Source organism: Pseudoalteromonas sp. CNC9-20 (genome assembly GCF_022347875.1).
GTDB classification, from domain to species: domain Bacteria; phylum Pseudomonadota; class Gammaproteobacteria; order Enterobacterales; family Alteromonadaceae; genus Pseudoalteromonas; species Pseudoalteromonas ruthenica.
In genome coordinates this window covers 440852-460645 of the sequence record NZ_JAKRFS010000003.1, presented here as the reverse complement: position 1 = coordinate 460645, position 19794 = coordinate 440852, and the positions used below count along the sequence as shown (strand labels likewise).

The 19794-nt window shown below is 40.4% G+C and carries 18 protein-coding genes; all 18 read right to left on the bottom strand.

The genetic code is table 11. The annotated features are described in order from the left end of the window. Window positions 1-5: 5 nt before the first annotated feature. The 18 genes from MHM89_RS09240 to MHM89_RS09155 all read right to left on the bottom strand — a co-directional run bounded on the left by MHM89_RS09240 (window position 6) and on the right by MHM89_RS09155 (window position 19732). Complete coding sequence (locus MHM89_RS09240; protein ID WP_062566152.1) at window positions 6-428, bottom strand: hypothetical protein; 423 nt, start codon at window positions 426-428, stop codon at window positions 6-8. Next, window positions 412-1077 carry an isoprenylcysteine carboxylmethyltransferase family protein gene (locus MHM89_RS09235; protein WP_016708241.1) on the bottom strand — a complete coding sequence of 222 codons (666 nt, stop codon included), beginning with the start codon at window positions 1075-1077 and terminating at the stop codon, window positions 412-414. The genes MHM89_RS09240 and MHM89_RS09235 overlap by 17 nt, the downstream gene beginning before the upstream one ends. Next, window positions 1070-1405 (bottom strand): DUF2933 domain-containing protein, encoded by a 336-nt coding sequence (locus MHM89_RS09230; RefSeq protein ID WP_016708242.1) that lies wholly within the window; start codon window positions 1403-1405, stop codon window positions 1070-1072. Before MHM89_RS09230 ends, MHM89_RS09235 begins: the two co-directional genes overlap by 8 nt. A gap of 9 nt (window positions 1406-1414) precedes the next feature. After that, the gene (locus MHM89_RS09225) at window positions 1415-1768 is read right to left on the bottom strand and encodes a cupredoxin domain-containing protein (RefSeq protein ID WP_045979597.1); all 354 of its coding nucleotides are present in this window, start codon (window positions 1766-1768) and stop codon (window positions 1415-1417) included. A gap of 11 nt (window positions 1769-1779) precedes the next feature. Continuing rightward, complete coding sequence (locus MHM89_RS09220; protein WP_045979598.1) at window positions 1780-4023, bottom strand: heavy metal translocating P-type ATPase; 2244 nt, start codon at window positions 4021-4023, stop codon at window positions 1780-1782. 101 nt (window positions 4024-4124) lie between these two features. Then, window positions 4125-4538 (bottom strand): MerR family transcriptional regulator, encoded by a 414-nt coding sequence (locus MHM89_RS09215; protein WP_045979599.1) that lies wholly within the window; start codon window positions 4536-4538, stop codon window positions 4125-4127. Window positions 4539-4835: 297 nt separating this feature from the next. Continuing rightward, window positions 4836-5258, bottom strand: a complete 423-nt coding sequence (locus tag MHM89_RS09210) for a hypothetical protein (protein WP_045979600.1) — start codon at window positions 5256-5258, stop codon at window positions 4836-4838. Between the two features lie 609 nt (window positions 5259-5867). Continuing rightward, window positions 5868-6728, bottom strand: coding sequence for a copper resistance protein B (locus MHM89_RS09205; RefSeq protein ID WP_045979601.1), 861 nt, complete (start codon window positions 6726-6728; stop codon window positions 5868-5870). Continuing rightward, window positions 6725-8548 (bottom strand): copper resistance system multicopper oxidase, encoded by a 1824-nt coding sequence (locus MHM89_RS09200; protein ID WP_045979602.1) that lies wholly within the window; start codon window positions 8546-8548, stop codon window positions 6725-6727. Before MHM89_RS09200 ends, MHM89_RS09205 begins: the two co-directional genes overlap by 4 nt. A 27-nt stretch (window positions 8549-8575) precedes the next feature. Next, window positions 8576-9046 (bottom strand): nuclear transport factor 2 family protein, encoded by a 471-nt coding sequence (locus MHM89_RS09195; RefSeq protein ID WP_008467847.1) that lies wholly within the window; start codon window positions 9044-9046, stop codon window positions 8576-8578. A 15-nt stretch (window positions 9047-9061) separates the two neighbouring features. Then, the gene (locus MHM89_RS09190; protein ID WP_045979603.1) at window positions 9062-9949 is read right to left on the bottom strand and encodes a CopD family protein; all 888 of its coding nucleotides are present in this window, start codon (window positions 9947-9949) and stop codon (window positions 9062-9064) included. Window positions 9950-9967: 18 nt separating this feature from the next. Continuing rightward, window positions 9968-10315 (bottom strand): copper resistance CopC family protein, encoded by a 348-nt coding sequence (locus tag MHM89_RS09185; RefSeq protein ID WP_016708251.1) that lies wholly within the window; start codon window positions 10313-10315, stop codon window positions 9968-9970. A gap of 24 nt (window positions 10316-10339) precedes the next feature. Continuing rightward, complete coding sequence (locus MHM89_RS09180) at window positions 10340-12172, bottom strand: 2Fe-2S iron-sulfur cluster-binding protein (protein ID WP_045979604.1); 1833 nt, start codon at window positions 12170-12172, stop codon at window positions 10340-10342. Next, window positions 12172-12792, bottom strand: coding sequence for a PepSY domain-containing protein (locus MHM89_RS09175; RefSeq protein ID WP_235419340.1), 621 nt, complete (start codon window positions 12790-12792; stop codon window positions 12172-12174). Before MHM89_RS09175 ends, MHM89_RS09180 begins: the two co-directional genes overlap by 1 nt. Before the next feature lie 79 nt (window positions 12793-12871). Beyond that, window positions 12872-16036 carry an efflux RND transporter permease subunit gene (locus tag MHM89_RS09170; protein ID WP_055022009.1) on the bottom strand — a complete coding sequence of 1055 codons (3165 nt, stop codon included), beginning with the start codon at window positions 16034-16036 and terminating at the stop codon, window positions 12872-12874. A gap of 14 nt (window positions 16037-16050) precedes the next feature. Then, window positions 16051-17808 (bottom strand): efflux RND transporter periplasmic adaptor subunit, encoded by a 1758-nt coding sequence (locus tag MHM89_RS09165; protein ID WP_055022008.1) that lies wholly within the window; start codon window positions 17806-17808, stop codon window positions 16051-16053. Next, a complete protein-coding gene (locus tag MHM89_RS09160; RefSeq protein WP_062566153.1) occupies window positions 17808-19235 on the bottom strand; it encodes a TolC family protein in 1428 nt (475 codons plus the stop codon). Before MHM89_RS09160 ends, MHM89_RS09165 begins: the two co-directional genes overlap by 1 nt. After that, the gene (locus tag MHM89_RS09155; protein ID WP_239408654.1) at window positions 19235-19732 is read right to left on the bottom strand and encodes a DUF411 domain-containing protein; all 498 of its coding nucleotides are present in this window, start codon (window positions 19730-19732) and stop codon (window positions 19235-19237) included. Before MHM89_RS09155 ends, MHM89_RS09160 begins: the two co-directional genes overlap by 1 nt. Window positions 19733-19794: the final 62 nt, after the last annotated feature.

Genomic DNA, 19794 nt, shown 5'->3' with positions numbered 1-19794 from the left:
TTCTCCTAATGTTTGTGTGAATGCTGTTGATTGCTATCTTTCATTTCTTCCATTTTCCGGTTCATCTGCGGCATCATGTTCTCCATCATTTCTAAATGATGTTCAGTCATCTTGATTTGTTGATGCATTGGCATTTCTTCCATATTTTTGTGCATGGATTGCATCATCTTCATCATTGAACGGTGATGTTCAACCATCATCTGCTGTTGCTTGTCAGGATCTTTTTCAGTTTTAATGGCATGGACTTCCTTTTTCATTTCCATCATTTTTTTATGCATTTCTCCCATGTTCTCATGTGGTATTGTCATGCCTTGATGCATATCAGCTTTGTTCGCACCTTCATGTTTATGCTCATTGTTTTGGGCAAATGAGCTAGTGGTTATCAGTAGTGAACTAATAAATAAAATTGATTTAGTTAACGTTTTCATGATTTTTACCTTCTACACTTTTATTAAAACTTGGGATCCAACTTGGTGTCGATTCCATATACCTGTGGTACTCCGAACCAAATTCAGCAATCGCCTGTGCTTCTTCGCGTTTCGCTAGCTTGACGTAAACAACGACTAAGATCGGAAACATCGCAAGTGTTGGGATTGTCGGCCACTGCAATAAAAAGCCGAACATGATTAGAATGAAAGCTACATACTGTGGGTGGCGACATCTTGCATACCATCCAGTTGTAGCCAATTGATGATGTTTTTGCGCGTGATGCAATACATTCCATGCTGAAGACAACATAAAGAAACCTGCAACAATAAACACCATACTCACTATATGAAATGGGTCCCAATGGGCATCACCTTGAAATCCAAAGAAAGTATGTAATAAATGCCCATTTTCATGCGCAAAGAAATTTACTTCTGGATAGGTCTCCGTCAGCCACCCCGACAGAAAATAGATAGTTAAAGGAAAGCCATACATTTCAGTAAATAGGGCAACAATAAAGGCAGAGAACGCGCTTAGACTTCTCCAATCAGTTGATGTTTTTGGTTTGACAAAACTAAAGGCAAAAAAGATAAAAATTGCTGAGTTCAGTATCACCATTGACCATAAGCCATAATCATATGTTTCATTCATCACTGCTCTCCTTTTTATGTGATTCCTTACGTGCCTTTTCTAAGCCTTGTATGTAGCCATCGCGATAGGCTGCATTTTTATCCGTGAGTTCTTGAAAGCTCTCTTCCTTTTTTTCATCAGGCGCATGTGAATGATCGTGACCATGTTTACCATGACTGCCATGCATAAATACGTGCATCAAGGGGCATAGCAATAAAATCAAGTAGGGAAGAAATTGCAGCGTATGTTGACCATGCTCAAGCACTAAGAAGTAGGTCACTGCGGCAATAAGTGCCAGTGCAGCCCAGCCTGTAGGTGTTGACCAAAAATTAGGGTGTTGATTTTTCATATTGCCCTCCTAAACGACTTTTAAGACACCGCGATACATTTGCATCTGACAGTGAAACTCATGCTCTCCCGGTGACAAGTTTAATAAGGTAATTTGAGTAATTTCATTTAACTTAAGCTGTTCGCTTATATCCAATGAAGGAATAAGCATTGTTTCAGCGCAGGGGGATTGATCTTTGCGTATAAACTTCAAGGTAACAGGTTGGCTAGCAGACACCTGAATTGAGGATGGGGAATACACGCCATCCCTCACTTCAATGAGTACTTCATTACCTTGAACGATTGTTTTATTGGGTTTATATAGCCAAAACCACCAAACAATCAGCGCGATTAACATTAAGCCTAATAAGTTAATTAACATCATCGCTCTTCTCCTTAATGCTCTTTTGCTTTAAAAAAGCGAAGTCGATTTGCATTTGACACCACAGTCAATGACGAAAACGCCATTGCAGCACCTGCAATTACAGGGCTAAGCAGAATGCCAAAGAAGGGATATAGAACCCCCGCAGCAAAAGGAATCCCAGCTACGTTATAGACAAACGCGCCAAACAAGTTTTGTTTGATATTTCGTAAAGTAGCTTTGCTTACCGCTATGGCATCGGCAAGGCCATGAAGTGAACCACGCATTAGGGTAATGTCAGCACTTTCGATAGCTACATCAGTCCCTGTGCCTATGGCGAAGCCAACATCGGCTAACGCTAGCGCAGGAGCATCGTTGATGCCATCTCCTGTCATACCAACAATTTCGCCACTGCCTTGTAGCTCTTTCACCTTGTTGGCTTTATCTTCTGGCAGCACCTCAGCAAGAAATTCGCTAATACCTGCTTTTTTGGCAACAGCGGCAGCGGTTTCCTTGTTATCACCTGTTAACATGATGACGCGTATACCATTAGCCTGAAGCCGTTTGATAGCAGAGATTGAGTCTGACTTAATGGGATCTGCGACAGCAATGATTGCGGCAAGTTCACCATCTACAGCAAAGTACATAGGTGTTTTGGCTTCTTTGGCTAAAGACTGGGCTTTTCCAACAAAGCCTGTGAGGTCTATGCCTTTTAACTTCATTAGTTTATCGTTACCAAAAAGCAGGACTTTATTGTTACAGTTTGCTTCTACACCAAAACCCGTAATAGCATTAAACGATTCAATTTTTAGTAACTCAATATCCTTATCTAAAGCACTTTCAACAATCGCTTGCGCTAAAGGGTGCTCTGAGCCGCTTTCTAAACTTGCTGCAAGCTGTAGTACGTCTTTTTCGTCAGTAGCTTTTGCTAAAACAATATCGGTTACCTTAGGTGCCCCTTCAGTAATAGTGCCCGTTTTATCTAAAATCATGGCAGTGATTTTAGAGGCGGTTTGCAGTGCCTCACCGTTGCGAATAAGTACTCCGGCTTCTGCTGCTTTTCCTACTCCCACCATGACAGACATAGGCGTTGCCAAGCCTAAAGCACACGGGCAGGCAATAATAAGCACAGTAGTTGCTGATACGATAGCAAAAGCAATTGCTGGCTCAGGGCCAAAGTTAAGCCATGCTAACGCACTTAACACCGAGATGATCATGACTACAGGAACGAAATAGGCGGAAATAACATCGGCCAAGCGGCCAATCGGCGGTTTTGAATTTTGCGCTCGTTTCACCATATTGATGATCTGTGCAAGCGCCGTGTCTTTACCAACGCGTGTCGCTCTAAATAAAATCATGCCTGATTTGTTCAAAGTACCAGCGACAACCTCATCTTCTTCGGCTTTTTCAACAGGCATAGGTTCGCCTGTCAGCATGGACTCATCAATAGAGGTGTGTCCTTCCAATACAACGCCATCTACGGGAATTTTTTCACCCGGCTTTACTTTCACAACATCATGAAGCAAAACCTGTTCGATACCTATCTGAACCTCTTTATTATCACGAACTACAGTTGCCGTTTTGGCCTGCAAGCCGATAAGACGTTTAATGGCCTCAGAGGTTTTACCTCTGGCTTTTATTTCTAATGCTAGACCTAAATCAATTAAGCCAATGATCATGGCGGTAGCTTCAAAATAGACATGTCGTGCCATCAATGGAACGGCGTCAGGTGCAAACACAACAACCATTGAGTACACCCAAGCTGTACCTGTTCCCAAAGCTATTAGTGTGTCCATATTAGCGGAGTGGTTTTTAAAGCTTTTCCAAGCGCCAACATAAAAATGCTTACCTGAAAAATACATAACACCAAAAGTTAAAATACCGACAACCAGCCAAGACATGCGTTCAAGGTTTGTTTCAACTGTCATTTCTCCAACTACAATGCTGTAGATCATCAAAGGAACGCCGAGTGAAAGGGCAATAAACGTATCGCGCATTAGCTTTTTGTAATATGCCCAATCCGCCGCCTCTTTCTCGTCAAGCGCATCTGTTGCTGAGCTATCATCAATTGGCTTCGCGTTATACCCCACTGACTCAACAGCTTTGATCAATTCTTCTGTCTTAGCTGTCCCAGAAACTGTTACAGTCCTATCAGCAAAATTCATTTCTGCACTGACGACTCCATGAGTTGCCTTTAACGCCCCTTCAATTTTGCCTACACAGCTAGCACACCCAGCGCCTTCAATGATGAGCTGTTGGCTTTGTGATGTTTTTTCCAACGTATTCTCCTTACTTTTACACGAAGAGGATTGAGTTTTTGCCTGACAGCAACAGCCTGATTCGGTTTCTATATTTGTATTAGTAGTTACCATTTTTCCTCCTATGCCTTTTTAATTTGTTCAAAGTTTTCGATGAGATGACAAACCATGTTTGCAGTCGGCGCTTTGTCTTCCATTTCTTCCCATTGAGAAAGCGCTGAAGACATTTTCCCTCGAAGTGCCAACATTGCTTGAAACTGTTTTTCTGTTTCTTCAAGCCGCTCTTTGATGAGGCTTCTGACTAATGGGCACGCACTTGTACCATCTTCAGATTCATTAAGAATTTGCTTGATATCAGCAACGGAAAAACCAAGATTTCTGGCACTTAAAATGAACTTAAGTCTCGATACTTCTTTATTCGAGTATGACTTGTAGCCGTTCACTGACTTAGCAGGTTTTAACAGTCCCAATCGCGTGTAATAGCGCACCGTATCAGCAGTCGTTCCAAGGCTTTTTGACAGTTCTGCTACTTTCATATTTACTCCTTAGTTTTTCACCTAAGTTTGTACTCTCACCTACAGCTTAGACCTGTGTCTAAGACACAGGTCAAGTACTAATTCTAGTGAATAAGCTAAAAAATAATTTTTTGGTAAAAGAGAAATCTCGGCCAAAATCGACAGCATTAAGTACTGTAAATGGCAATAGTTTGAGAATTTTCATAGTGCCTTCAAAATATCGTACTAATCGTTCAAAACAATTGATTATTTAAATCAATGAATAAGTCATTCTATTTTTGATGGGAGTGGCGAAAAAAAGACGCACTGATCCCGTGATTAGCCAATAATTGGTGGACGATAAAGTAAGAGATGGATACCAGATTTTGGTAGAGGTGTACGCTGTAGAAATAGCTCAGAGTAAATATTGCAAATACCTTCCTCTTGCGCTTGCACAAGATAGGGATTTAAATGAAAGCTTGAACAAAATCCCCCCTCACAACAAACACAATCACTAGCTTTACATTTTTCACAGACTTCATCACCATGACGGTGTTTAGAGTCTTGCGAGTTTACAGTGTGATAGTGACTATTGTCATTCATTGATTGATGGTGAATATTTTTGCTTCGTTGCATAATATGCGTGTCGGAAGATCCATTTTGATGTTCTTCACAATTCATTGGCTTAGCTGTAGCAAAACTATGCTGCGTAAGCAACACAGTTATTATCACTATTTTAAACCACCTGAAAAGTCCAAACATTATCATTCCTTCTTTAGCTCCTACAATATTAGCCACTTTATAAAAATAATTTTATGATCTTGATCAACCTTTGAACTAAAACCTAAACTTTTTACTTTTTTAAACAGCTTAAACTTAACAAGTATAAAAGGGGTGTCTGATTTATACTCATGAGATTGAAGCCAAGCATGAGCACCATAAAAAAAATAAAAACCCTACGCTCATAACTAGGTATTGAGTAAGGGATCATTTTTCCAATTGTTCAGCTTTAAGCGCAGTACTTTGCAACAATCGGTTCTATCCCGAGCACACCCAATTCCCGTTCATCAAAAGTGATAAAATAGTCTATTGTACGTCTTTCAATGGCGATGTTTTTTGGCTTGACTCTTTAACCTTTACCATTCGCCAACTTTACTTCTTAGCTGATATTCCACCTTGATAGGTATACACCAGACTGGCACAGACTGAAAACAAGAAGTAGCTTACTATTACTGCTCTTAGTTCTTTCCAAAAAAACTATTAGCTAGGCCTTTCCTAACATAACTAAAATGGTTTAAATCCCAAAAAACAAAAGCTACCATCAATATAGTTGCGGTAGCTCTCATCAAGTCAATATAGTATTTCTTCACATCAGAGCCAGAACTTGATACCTGCAACAAAAGCAGTATCACGAGTACTTTGCCCATTTAACTTCGCAAATTCGGCTGTATTACCAAATTTATTTGTCCACTCAACGCCAACATAGGGAGCAAACTGGCGGGTAAACTCATAACGAACCCGAAAACCAATAGCACTGCTAGATAAGCCACTACCAAGGTTATTTTGGACGTCATCCTTACCGTAAAGCGTCAACTCTGCTCGTGGTTGAACAATTAACTTTTGAGTAAGTAATAGCTCATACTCAGCTTCGATCGAAAATGCACTATTACCTTGCTCTCCTAAATACGCAGTCATATCAATTTCAAACCAGTAAGGGGCTAGACCTTGTAAACCAAAAGCTAGCCATTTGCGGTTTTCACCTTCGTTATTGTAATCAAGTCGAATACCGACTTGTGTATCCCAATAAGCAGATATTGCGTGGCCCCATAGAAAATCTGTTTGGTTCTCCTCTAAATTACCTTCGCTAAAATCTCCCTCAGTTTTGATGACTAATCTATCAAAAGTAGTGCCATACCATGCCTGAAAGTCAAAAACACCTGCGTTTGTTTGCTCATTATATTCAAGACGATCCCCTAGTAGCGCGTAAAATGAATGCTCATCTGCCAAAGTCAGTCGTTTGTCGCTATTGAGTGCATAAGGACCTTCAGTCAATGTTGTACCTGCGGCATAAGCATGAGGGTCTCTAGCATCTTTAGGTGCATCTCCACCTTGTGCTTGCATTTTAGAATCACCCATCTCAGTCATCTCATCTTTTGCAGATACAGATACACTTATAAGGGGCAAACCTATTAATAATAGTTTTAACGTATTGGTTAGTATTAATTTTCTCATGATACAACTACCTCTCTAAACATACCTGCATCCATGTGGAATAATAAATGGCAATGCCATGCCCAGCGACCTACGTCATGAGGTGTTGTTAAAAAACTAATTCTTTGCGCTGGTTGTACAGGGATAGTATGGCGACGAACCTGTACATCACCTTTTTCATTCTCCAAATCGCTCCACATACCATGCAGGTGCATTGGATGTGTCATCATTGTATCGTTTTGTAAAATAACTCTTAAACGTTGATTATGCTTCATGTGAACTGGCGTGCTTTTTCCAAATTCCAAGCCATCAAATGACCAGCTATAACGCTCCATGTTTCCAGTTAAATGTAATTCAATTTCAGCCTCAGGCTCTTGCTGGCTTGTAATTCCCTCAAGAGAATGTAAATCTGCAAGTGTTAAAACACGGCGTCCATTTTTACGTAAACCTATACCGGGATCATCAAGGTTTGTTCTAGGCATATCAACACGCATATCAACAGAAGCTCCATACTCTGTTTTTGCATGACGCACTTTAGTGCTAGCAACAGCTAATGGGTTTTTAGTCATTCCATGTTTACTATGATCCATTGCCATCGCTCCATGACCCATTGCACTATGATCCATTTTATTAGAATTCATGCCCGACATACCTGCCGTATCAGCCATTGTAGAATGCACACTATCATGGGTCATATTGCCCATCATATCTGTCATCGTTAACCACTCAACGGGGTCTAAAGAAGGTACTGGTGCATCAACGTTAGGTGCCATTGATAAAGTACCTTTAGCATAACCTGAGCGATCCATGCTTTGTGCAAAAATCGTATATGCGTCATTTTTTGGCTCGACAAGTACATCATAAGTTTCACCGGGACCAAATCTAAATTCATCTACTGTCACAGGTTCAACATTTTGTCCATCAGCTTGTACAACTGTTAACTTCAGCTCAGGTATTCTTACATCAAAAAACGTATTGCTAGAACCGTTAATAAATCTAAGCCTAACCTTTTCGCCAGCTTTAAACATTCCACGCCAATTTGTCAAAGGCGCACAACCATTCATTAAAAAAGTCATTGCAGATGCTGATAAGTCTGCAAGATCTGTAGGGTTCATTCTCATTTTATTCCACATTTCCCGGCGTTGTAGCGCATTTGAAACGCTGCTATTTGAAATGTCATCAAAAAACTCTGGAACAGTAGGTTGATTAAAGTTAAATACATCGCTCTGTACTTTTAACTTGCGAAACAAATCCATTGGGTCATCATCAGTCCAATCAGACAATTGGATGACATGCTCATTGTCAGCACTAATAATATCCTTTTCTCTTGGCTCAATAATTAATGCGCCGTACATACCTGTCATTTCTTGAAAACCACTGTGTGAGTGATACCAATATGTGCCGCTTTGTTGCAGCTTAAATTTATAAACAAAGGTTTCACCCGGCATTATACCTTTAAAGCTAATACCCGGTACGCCATCCATTTGATACGGAAGAATGATCCCATGCCAATGAATTGAACTCGGCACTGATAATTTATTCGTTACCCTGATAGTAACGTCATCACCTTCTCTGAGGCGCAAGGTAGGAGCTGGTATTGAGCCATTGATTGTTGTAGCCATTCTTACAACACCTGTGAAGTTTACTGGTGACTCATCTATCACCAGATCTATGACTTCCCCACTTAGTTCGGGCGCAGTACCTGTTGAAGTTCCAGCAAGCAAAGATGAAGCTGCATGAAGAACACTTGGAAAAGCAGCTAATACACCGCCAGCAGCTAATCCTTGTACAAAGCGTCTACGTGGCGTAGAAACTTGATGTAATGGATTGTTATTTCTCATTTTACTCTCCGTTGTTTGAACAATAAATTAATGTGACCAATGAATGTGCTTAATCTTCCATTCACCATTTTGTTTTTCCAGCACCATCGTTTCCATGCCTTGATAATCGCGTTCAACACCTTTATGAGTACCTGTAGTTTGACTGCGCGACGCAGAGATAGCGGTATTTCCAAGTATCGTCACTTGATGTTCAAGTGTGTCGCTCTTCATCGCTGCTAAATACTTCATATCCGACAACATATGATGATGAGCATATTCATCAGCGCTCCTTTCAACGCGGCCTCCCTCGAAAATGGTGACATCATCCGCTAACTGCGCTCTAGCCTGTTTTTGATTGCCAGTTTCAAGTGCTTGATGAAATGCCAAAACAACTTTTGCGGCTGGGGTATCTATACCTTTAAACAAACCTTTGTCTTTGTTCTTATCACCATGAGCGTTTGCTGCGAAACTAAACGTCATTAATAAAACGAGTAATATATTTATTGTTTTCATTTTCATTCTCTCTTTTAGGTTTTAATTTGCAGGGCCAACAACACTAGTAAGCCCAGCCGTTACAGATAAAATGGCAAAAGCTACTACCATTTCTATCGAGATAGATTTAGATAAAGCCTCTCTGCCTTGACTATTTTTAAGTTGTGGAACGAGTATTAGTTTATGTTTAGCAGCAAGTGCCAAAATAGACACTACAAGGGCCAATTTAAACAACAGTGTTTGTCCGTAACTTGAGCTTATTAGTGCATCAAGACTTCCGACCAATTGAATCACGAGCCAGAGGCCTGCTACCAACAATAGGCTCAATGTAAAACTTGCTTGTTTGCCAAAGCTTTCCATCAGCAAATGAAGTTCTGCATAACTTAGCTGATGGCAAGCCTGTTTTAGTGGCAATAACGCCCCAAACCACCATGCCATAACGAGCACATGCAAAATAAGCAAGCCTTTTTCAATTGTGCCTAACTCAGAAATATGACCCAGTAACGTGAATGAGTATGCAAGGATTAATAAACTCAACATTAAAGCGCTTTGTTTTAAGTACGAGTTCACAGCGAGTTTGAACCTTAAAGCTAAAGCGATTATTGCGGTAACTAGCCCAAGCGCTCGAAGCAAAGCTCCAGTGCCGACAGAGGAGTCCCACATAATAGCCAATATATCAGCGTCTATCGCCCCCTGAATTCCCTCTTCTGCCATTGCACCAGTACTGGCAAAGAACCAAGTAATATTAGCGATCAAAGCCATAACTATATAAGTTCTTGTCCACGTTAAATTCGCTATTACAGCATTACTATGAGATTCATTATGCTCAAAAATTTGTCTGAAAAATGTATAGCCGGCAATACAGGCAAAGCCGACGTAAAATACAATTTTTGACAGTACAATGACTGTATTCCAGATATACATTTCCATATCAATCACACAGCCTTACTAATGAACCATAAAGCCGAAGCTATCTTTCATTTTATGTCCATCTTTACCTAAATAGGTCACATCAACGATATAGTTTGTTGGAGCTAATTTAGGTAGTTCCCATGAAAACTCTCTGGAAGCTTCTTTTGATGGTTTAAAGTCAAATTTAATATTTTCACCTTTTTTATTTTTCAACGTAACTTTAACTACACGTACCTCTTTGCTAAATCCCAATGTCAATTTTTCTGGAGTATTCATTAGCATTGCATTATCAGCAGGCACGCTTTTTTCAAGATGCACATGTGCAAATACTGCACTACTAAAAACAACACTGATTATGGTTAAAAGTTTAATTAATGTTTTCATATATACCTCTATTTATTTAATGGATTAACGACTAAATTTATCTTTGAAAATTTGATTACTTGGAATCCCAGCATCTGTAATTATTTTTTCCACTTCACTCATCATTGCTTCTGGACCGCACAAGTAAAACTCAGCCAAATGCAGTTCTGCTTTTTGGTTCATATACGGCAGAAGTACTTTTTGAACATAGCCTGAGTGCCCTTGCCATTCTTCTGAAGGATTAGAAAGAGTAGGAATATAAGAGAAGTTTTTATGCTTCTCACTCAGTGACTTCAATTCATTATGGTATAGCAAGTCATCTTCAGTTCGCGCACCATAGATAAGAGTCAAACCACTTTTATCTTTATGCTTTTTCAACTGTTCAAAAATAATAGACCTCAGTGGTGCAAGTCCTGAACCCGCACCTATAAACACGCGACTAACTTTTTTATTTGAAGTGGCATAAAAATCAGAAAAAGGGCCTCTTGCAGTTATCGTTTCACCTACTTGGAGTGAACCTAAATAACTTGAACCTATTCCTGCTTTAAAACCATTCTTTGCGGTCTGCCAACGGATATTAAACATTAACTCATCAGACTCCTCGTCAAAGTTAACTAATGAGTAGTGGCGAGTTACACCGTTATGAGAAAATTTTCCATGATAGTAGCTATCCCAGTATTTTTCATAGCACTCTGGCATATCATCTGGACGTAAGCTATTCATCCCTGCTGGCACATCAAATTGCATATATGCACCAGCTTTAAATGCCAACTGTTTGCCTGATTTCAGCTTAAATTTCACTTCCTTGATAAAAGGAGTAATGAAATTAGTCGCAACCACAACTAGCTCATGATTTTCAATATTGCGATCAGTATTAACTTCAATCGAACTAATTTCAGAGAACCTATGCTGACATCCAAGCCGATAACCTTCCTTAAGTTGCTCCTGAGATAAATGTTCCTGTTCAGATAGTGTGATAGGTAATTTAGTTGAACTTAAGAACACGCATTTGCCACAAGTACCGCCACCACCGCAACCTGAAGGAAGGTATACATGTGAACTAGCTAGCCCTTCTAATACAGTTGAGCGACCAACTGCTGAGATGTCAGTAATAGTATTTTCATTGGAAAACGTCACTGCCACTTTTTGCCTGTTAGTGCCCCAACCTAGCTTCAGTAAACCACTTCTATACTGTTGTATCAGCCAAGTAACACCAGTAATTGAAAGGAATAGCGTTGCAAAAGCAAATGCAATGATCAACCAATGGTTAAATCCTCCAGAATTGCCATAGTCCATAAAGTGAAGCTTCATCATCAGATCTTTCAATCTGAAATCATCATTGGCATGGCGAAGTACTTGACCTGTAATACTATCTAAATAAATAGTTGTATTGTTCTCATCCTCAACGGCAACTTGCCACATAGGATTTTGCTGCCTTACGTGATCAGAAAACGGAGGTTGAGATAACACTGGAGTAGTTAACTTACCCTGTCCTGAGTAGGAGTTTTTTGCCAAAGTTAGTACTTGTTCTTCAGACAAATTAAATGGCTTTCCTGTTACAGCATCAAATAGCTTTGAGTGGCGCTCTTGATAGCTATGCTGCCCCTTATCGAACACAAAATGATAGTAAGGCTGATGTAAAACCCATATAAGGTTTACTTCCTGCGGAGCATTACTAGTAATGTCTTTAATAGGGAATAGGTCAAAGCCTGTAATGCTACCTTCATGATGAGAATGAACTCTAAGTTCATTACCACTGGCTTTACTGTGATCCATCAAATTGAAGTAAAGGCCCGTTCCCAACCAAATAAGCAGTTGTAAACCAACAAATAAAGAAAGCCACTTGTGTATCGTTGTATTTAACTTAAATAGTCGCATCAAATGACTCTCTTTTTATTTGGGGAAAGCACTCGGTAATAAGTCAATACTGCGCCAGTAATTGCTCCCATTAGACCTAGAGTTGCGACCAAGAACAAAAACCAGTTTGATACGTTTTCTCCATCATAGTAATCCATAATGTGGAACCGCCACATCCAATCAAACAATCGCCAGTAATCATGACGCTTGGCAACAAGTGATCCTGTTTGTTGACTTATATAAAATGTCGGTGTGGAGAATTGCTCAAACGTCACTCTCCAAACAGGTAAATGCCTTGGGGACAACTCAGCAGGCAAGTTTGTCGCTGACTTAATCAACCTTATGCTGTCGATTTGATGATTCAGCGCATAATGGTATTGTGCGATTTCTTTAGCCTTGGTTTCATCTACAAGGGCCTGAACAGCTCCAGTTTTAGCATCTATTGCTACTTTTCCATTTTCTCCATTAATAAAAGAATACAAAGGACGGCCCATACTTTGAGTAAGTGTAACTTGGCTAGCTTTAGGATAATCCGCAGCTAGCTTTACAATGGAGTAATCCATACTTGCTAAATCTATTTTGGCTTCCTCACTCTTAGCCAAGGTTTCGCCGTGTATATAGTGAATATCCATAGTCACCATATACACGCCTGTAATAGACCAGAAGAGGAATTGTATTCCGACAAATGCCATTAGCCATTTGTGATATTTTCTAGCCGTGCTAAGCATTATTCTCAGGCTCCACGTTAGAAAGCTCTTTGTTAAAGGCATTTACTTCAGGCTTTTTAATGATTGAGTAAATTGCAGGGAGTACAATAAGCGTGAGCAGCACAGCACTTGTCATTCCGCCTACCATAGGAGCAGCAATGCGGCTCATGACCTCAGAACCTGTACCAGTACCATATAAAATAGGCATTAAACCTATAATGATTGTAGCTACCGTCATCATTACTGGACGAACTCGTAAGCCAGCACCGTGCAATAATGCATCTTGATATGCATCATCTGAGATGAGTTCTGCTCGCTCCACCGCTTTTTCCTTAAGCTCAGCAAGTGCTTGATTAAGATAAACCAGCATTATCACGCCAATCTCAACCGCAACACCAGCTAGAGCGATAAAGCCCACACCAACAGCTACTGAGAAATTAAACCCTTCTAGATACATCAACCATAACCCACCGATCATTGCCATCGGCAAGGTAACGATAATGATAGCCACTTCACTAAACGCTCTGAAATTCAGGTAAAGCAGAATAACAATAATGGCGAGTGTTAAAGGCAATACATAGGTGAGCTTTTCTTTCGCTCTTTCCATATATTCGTATTGTCCAGCCCAAGTAATTGAATAGCCTGCTGGTAATGTCAGGTTATTTGCTAAGTGTTCTTTAGCATTTTCAACATAAGTACCTACATCAACGCTATCAATATCAATGAAAGTCCAACCATTGATTCTGGCATTCTCACTTTTAATACCCGGTGGGCCATTCTCTACTCGAATATCAGCAACATCACCTAGTGCAATGCGTTGACCACTTGGTGTTACAACAGGTAATCGTGCTAGCTGCTCAGGAGAATCTCGATAATCTTGCGGATAGCGCAGATTAACAGGGTAACGCTCTTGACCTTCTATCGTTTGTGTCACATTCATACCGCCAATCGCAGTAGAAACTACTTGTTGGACATCTTCGATATTTAACCCAAAGCGACTTGATTTATCTCGTGAAATATCAACCTTGATATATCGTCCACCTGCAACTCGTTCAGAGTAAACTGACGCTGTGCCTGTCACTTCTGGCAAGAGTTGTTCTATTTGTTGGCCGATATCCTGAATTACATCAAGTTCTGGTCCGGCGACTTTAATACCGACAGGCGTTTTTATACCTGTAGCTAACATGTCAATGCGGGTCTTGATTGGCATGACCCAAGCATTGGTTAAGCCCGGAAATTTAACCAACTTATCAAACTCAGCTTTTAACGACTCAGTTGTCACGCCTTCTCGCCACTCCTCCCGTGGCTTCAATTGAATAAAGGTTTCAATCATGGTTAGAGGCGCAGGGTCAGTTGCGGTTTCAGCTCGTCCTACTTTACCGAATACATTTTCAACTTCTGGCACAGTGCGAATAAGCTTGTCCGTTTGCTGCAATAACTCTCTTGCTTTACCGATTGAAATGCCGGGATATGTAGTAGGCATATACATAAGGTCGCCTTCATCCAATGGCGGAATGAATTCACTACCAATTTTATCGACAGGCCAAAAACCAACGATAGTCACTAATACTGCTGCGACTATTGTCAATTTTGGAAACTTCATGACTTGCTTTAAAACAGGCATGTAGATAGCAATCAATAATCGATTTAATGGGTTTTTCTTTTCAGAGACGACTTTGCCTCGAATAAAGTAGCCCATCAAAACAGGCACCAATGTTATTGCCAAGCCTGCTGATGCAGCCATTGCATAGGTTTTTGTATAGGCGAGCGGTGAAAACATTCTTCCTTCTTGCGCTTCTAAGATAAACACAGGTAAGAATGAGACAGTTATGATCAGCAAGCTAAAAAATAATGCAGGGCCTACCTCACTCGCAGCCTTAGCTACAATTTGCCAACGGTTTTCATCTGTTAGTGGTGTTTTCTCCATATGTTTATGCATATTTTCAATCATCACTATTGCACCATCAGTCATCGCACCAATAGCAATAGCGATACCGCCTAAAGACATAATATTGGCATTGATGCCTTGCATATACATGATGATGAATGACACCAATATACCTAATGGTAGAGTAACAACTGCCACAATTGATGAGCGAAGATGAAATAGGAAAGCAACACAGACAATAGCCACGACCGCAAGCTCCTCTAGCAACTTGCTCCAAAGGTTATCAACAGCACGATCTATTAACTTCGATCTGTCATAGACAGGGACAACCTCCACCCCCTCTGGTAAAGAAGATTTGAGCGACTCAAGCTTTTCTTTTACCCCATTTATGGTTTGTTGAGCGTTTTCACCAAAGCGCATAACGACAACACCACCAACAACTTCGCCTTCGCCATTAAGTTCTGCGATACCACGGCGCATTTGAGGACCAAGGTTAACGTTGGCAACATCACCAATACGCAACGGCGTGCCTTGTTCGTTAATACCAAGTGGAATTTTCTCTATATCACTAACTGATTGAATATACCCCGTTGCGGTAACCATATATTCAGCTTCAGCCATTTCCACAACGGATGCGCCAGTTTCTTTGTTCCCTTTTTGTAAGGCTATTTGTATTAAACTTAGAGGAATATCGTAAGCTCTCAATTTGTCAGGATCTACTTGCACTTGATACTGCTTAACCATACCACCAACGGCGGCAACTTCGGACACGCCCGGAACAGTTTGTAGTTCATACTTTAAGAACCAGTCTTGAATGCTTCTTAATTGGCTTAGATCATGGTTTCCAGACTTATCTGTTAAAGCGTAAATGTATACCCAACCCACACCTGTTGCATCAGGTCCTAATTGAGGTTTTGCCGAATCAGGCAGGCTTGATGCTACTTGGCTTAAGTATTCAAGTACTCGGCTTCTAGCCCAATACAAATCAGTATCATCATCAAAAATAATGTAGACGTAGGAATCACCAAAGAATGAGTAACCACGAACAGTTTGCGCCCCCGGCACTGATAGCATCGCTGTAGTAAGTGGAAATGTCACTTGATCCTGCACAACTTGTGGTGCCTGTCCCGGATAACTCGTCTTAATTATCACCTGCACATCAGAAAGATCTGGGAGTGCATCTACTGGCGTTTTTTGTAATGAATACAAACCACCAAACGCGATAATTAAGGTAATCAACAAAACAAAGAAACGATTGCCGATAGACCATCTAATAATTGATTCAATCATTATTTTTCTCCCACTTAATGATTAGAATGATCAACAGCAGCTTTATTTTCCTTGCCGTGTTGTTCATCTGATTCAAGAGAGATTTCAGTGATAACTAAGTCATCCCTAACCTCAAAAGTGAAAGTGACATTATCACCAACATTGAAATCAACTATTTCTATATTGTCCGCGACGATAAAATCCATCGTCGCAGCAGGTCTATCCCACTTCTCTATTGGGCCTCGGCTAATATTTAGAATCCGTGTATCAATATCAATCGCATTAATTAAACCTGATACTGTTGCTGATGATACTTCTTCACTCATATCAGCAGGCTCACTCATGATATGAATTCCAGTAACTTCATATCCACCCTCTTCGGTTTTGCTCACTTCAAAGTGCAAAGATTGACCAGACTTCAGTGAATCAATATCTACCTTTTCACCTACATCGAAGTCCATTGTCATTTCAGGCCAATCCCAAGCCTCAGCAGGACCATGAGTAATATTAACCATACGATGTCCCGCCATGACGCTGTTGATTTCGCCTTCCATCCAAACAGAGCTAGGCACTTCGTCATGAGTCATTCGTTTAAAATCAGAGTTTTTACTTGATTCAGAATCAATCAAGAATTGAGCAGATGTCACCACAACATCATCTTCATTAAGACCCTCTAAGATTTCGATACTATCGATATCAACCCGGCCAATTGTCACTTCGATAGACTTAAATTGCCCATCCCCCAAGGCAAGTACAACTCTGTCTTGTTTACCTGTGCGAATGACGGCTTCTTTAGGTACGAGTATCGTGCTATCAGCTTGATTAGCGTGAATAGAGACTTGTGCAAACATGTTTGGTTTTAATTGATAGTCTGGGTTGTCAAACTTCAGTCTCACTCTGAGTGTGCGTGTTTTACTATTCAATGTTGGATAAACATAATCAACGACACCAGCCCAGTCCTCTCCGGGTAAATAATCCAGTGTCATTGATACAGGCAGTCCTTCTTTAATTAAGGCTGCGTCACGTTCAAACACTTCTGCTTCAACCCAAACTTGATCTAGTTGACCAATGCTTAATAAAGTGTTTCCCGGCTTGACATAAAAGCCTTCTCTAATCTTCAAACCGTCAACAACACCTGCTTGTGGTGAATAAAAGGTGATGGTTTGCTGAACTTTTCTAGTCTTTTCTAGCTTTTGAATGAAATCTGCTGAAAGCTGTAACGCTTTAAGGCGATCTTTCGCCGCCGAAATTAAGGAACTATTGTCGCGCTTTAAAGCTATTAAAAGTTCTTCTTGCGCGTTAACTAACTGAGGAGAATACAGTGTATAAAGAGGCTGCCCTTTCTCTACAGGGTTACCTGCCGCTTTGACATAGAGTTTTTCAATCCAACCATCAACACGTGGGTGGATATGAATTAGCTTATCTTCATCATATTGAACGTAACCAACCGTTGATATTTCAGTATGCATATTTTTCAGCTCAACAGGTGCAGTGCGAACCCCTAGGTTATTCACTACATGAGGCGCAATTTTTACTGCTCCGGGACCAAAATCATCACCAGATGATTCTTCCTCATACACAGGAATTAAATCCATCCCCATAGGCGACTTACCGGGCTTGTCCCGGCGGTAATTAGAATCCATCGGTGCAACCCAATACAGAGGCTTTTTCTCTGCTGATGTTGTTTCATCTGTATTACTGTTTGACCCTGCACCTTGATATAAGCTCAATACTCCTGCGCCTAGCGCAGCACCAATGATGATGGCAATAATTGTTTTAGTATTCGTTGACATTATTTTTCTCCAAATTGCTGATTGGATAAGTGCTGATTAGTTTTGTGTGAAGTTTGCATCGACTTATGTTCAGCATTTGAGTTAGATTGAGAACGTGCAAAGAAATAGTTGATACGAGCAACTGTTTTAAGTGCGTCAACATCAATTCTTAAGGCTGATATTCTGGCATTTAATTCTGCGATTCTTGCTCGAACAACTTCGGCAAAATCGCCATCATCATTTGTGTAAGCTGTCAATGACGCTTCTGCTTGGTCATGAGTTTGTTTAAGGAGTTGTTCTTGATAGATAGATTGCCTATCAGATAAACGCTTAAGCTGTCTAAGCTCCTTTTCCACCATACTGATCATTTGCTTTGTCAGTAATAGTTTCTCGGTTTTAATAGTCTCTGAATCTGCAATAGAAGCTGCAACTTGCTTATCTTGTCTGTTCTCGGTGAACAAGGGTAAATCAAACGTTACTCCAACAGAAAATAAATCAGCTCGGCTATCACCAGAGGGCATATTGTCCCGATAGGCATAACTAGCATTAACACCCCATTGCGGTTCATATTGCTGTTTAGCTAACTCAACTGCTTTTTCTGAAGCTTTGCGTTTTATATCAATTGCAAGTATGGCTGGGTGATTCGAAAGCTCCTGAGCCAATAGATTTCTTGAGTAATTAGATGCTTTTAGGACTGTTGAATTGTTCAAATGAATTGTAGGCAACTTTTTAGAAACCCTAAACTCTAATGGTTGCGTATCAAAGTTGAATGATTCATTCAAGCCAGCAGCATCGTAGATATGAAGCCACTCATTAAGGCGAGCGATTGTTGTTTCTAGTTTCTGCTTTTGCGAAGTTAATCGGTCATCTAACTGCACGATTTCCAATTGAGCACGAATAACATCTTGTTGTCTGGTTTTACCAACAACATTTGAGTAGCTAGCTTTAGTAACTTCCGCCATCTGCTCAAAGAGCGCCCAATCCGCTTCAATCAATTTAATGGTTTGTTGGGCTAAGTAAGCATCTAACCATAACTGTGATACTTGGCTTATCAGTTTAGCCTTACGATCCTCTCGTAGCAGTGGAAATTTCGTTGACTCAATTTTTAATTGCTCTTGTTTAATCTTTAAACTATCACCTCTAGGAAACATTTGAGAAACACCAACCTTTAGTTGAGTCATTCCTTCCTGATCTAAGTCCCAAGTATCTGTTGGTAAATTCATTATCCCTAGTGATACTTTGGGGTCAGGCAAAGTACCTGAAGCGATACTTCTATTTTCAACCGCGCTTTGTTTTAACCGACTCCCATGAAGCCAAGGATCATTTTGCTGAGCCAAGGTGATAGCTTGTTCAAGTGACACTACTTTCTCAGCTTGAGCTGAGAATACAGACAAGCCGAGAATTAGCGAAGTTGAAAGTAGAGTAAGGCTTGAAACATTTAATCTCATTAGAATTGCTCCTCATAAGCCTTAACTTCTGCATATACTTTACTCGTTCCATCTTTAAATAAAATTAATACGTTATATGACATAAAGCGGTCGCCGACTTCCATACCCGGAGAGCCAACAGGCATTGCTGGGACAGATAATCCAATCGCATTGGGGTGCTCTTCTGACAAGAACTGCTGAATAAACTTAGCCGGTACATGACCTTCAAAGGCAAACCCATTTCTACTCACTGCCGTGTGGCATGAACGGTAATTAGGTTTGATACCATACTTAGTTTTGATGTTGCCGATGTTTCGGAAATCTTTGAAATGCGCAACGATCCCTTTGTCTTCAATATGAGTTATCCATTTTTTACAACACCCACAAGTTGGGGTTTTATAAACGATTAACTCCAAAGGTGTTACGTCGTTATTGTGTGCATGCTTATGTTCATTAGCGTTTGCAAACGCAGGTGAAAGCAGCATTACAACTGCTATTTTTAAATACTTATTGATCATTTTTGCCCCCAGACGTCGCTGGAAAATAGCTATAGCGCTACGACGCTATATTGACTAACAGA

Excerpts from the sequence above, each read along its gene's own strand:
- MHM89_RS09230 (WP_016708242.1), bottom strand. The coding sequence starts at position 1,405 with ATGAAAAATCAACACCCTAATTTTTGGTCAACACCTACAGGCTGGGCT.
- MHM89_RS09205 (WP_045979601.1), bottom strand. The coding sequence starts at position 6,728 with ATGAGAAAATTAATACTAACCAATACGTTAAAACTATTATTAATAGGT.
- MHM89_RS09195 (WP_008467847.1), bottom strand. The coding sequence starts at position 9,046 with ATGAAAATGAAAACAATAAATATATTACTCGTTTTATTAATGACGTTT.
- MHM89_RS09185 (WP_016708251.1), bottom strand. The coding sequence starts at position 10,315 with ATGAAAACATTAATTAAACTTTTAACCATAATCAGTGTTGTTTTTAGT.
- MHM89_RS09225 (WP_045979597.1), bottom strand. The coding sequence starts at position 1,768 with ATGATGTTAATTAACTTATTAGGCTTAATGTTAATCGCGCTGATTGTT.
- MHM89_RS09170 (WP_055022009.1), bottom strand. The coding sequence starts at position 16,036 with ATGATTGAATCAATTATTAGATGGTCTATCGGCAATCGTTTCTTTGTT.
- MHM89_RS09160 (WP_062566153.1), bottom strand. The coding sequence starts at position 19,235 with ATGAGATTAAATGTTTCAAGCCTTACTCTACTTTCAACTTCGCTAATT.
- MHM89_RS09175 (WP_235419340.1), bottom strand. The coding sequence starts at position 12,792 with ATGGTGACTATGGATATTCACTATATACACGGCGAAACCTTGGCTAAG.
- MHM89_RS09210 (WP_045979600.1), bottom strand. The coding sequence starts at position 5,258 with ATGTTTGGACTTTTCAGGTGGTTTAAAATAGTGATAATAACTGTGTTG.
- MHM89_RS09240 (WP_062566152.1), bottom strand. The coding sequence starts at position 428 with ATGAAAACGTTAACTAAATCAATTTTATTTATTAGTTCACTACTGATA.
- MHM89_RS09180 (WP_045979604.1), bottom strand. The coding sequence starts at position 12,172 with ATGCGACTATTTAAGTTAAATACAACGATACACAAGTGGCTTTCTTTA.
- MHM89_RS09200 (WP_045979602.1), bottom strand. The coding sequence starts at position 8,548 with ATGAGAAATAACAATCCATTACATCAAGTTTCTACGCCACGTAGACGC.
- MHM89_RS09155 (WP_239408654.1), bottom strand. The coding sequence starts at position 19,732 with ATGATCAATAAGTATTTAAAAATAGCAGTTGTAATGCTGCTTTCACCT.
- MHM89_RS09190 (WP_045979603.1), bottom strand. The coding sequence starts at position 9,949 with ATGGAAATGTATATCTGGAATACAGTCATTGTACTGTCAAAAATTGTA.
- MHM89_RS09165 (WP_055022008.1), bottom strand. The coding sequence starts at position 17,808 with ATGTCAACGAATACTAAAACAATTATTGCCATCATCATTGGTGCTGCG.
- MHM89_RS09215 (WP_045979599.1), bottom strand. The coding sequence starts at position 4,538 with ATGAAAGTAGCAGAACTGTCAAAAAGCCTTGGAACGACTGCTGATACG.
- MHM89_RS09235 (WP_016708241.1), bottom strand. The coding sequence starts at position 1,077 with ATGAATGAAACATATGATTATGGCTTATGGTCAATGGTGATACTGAAC.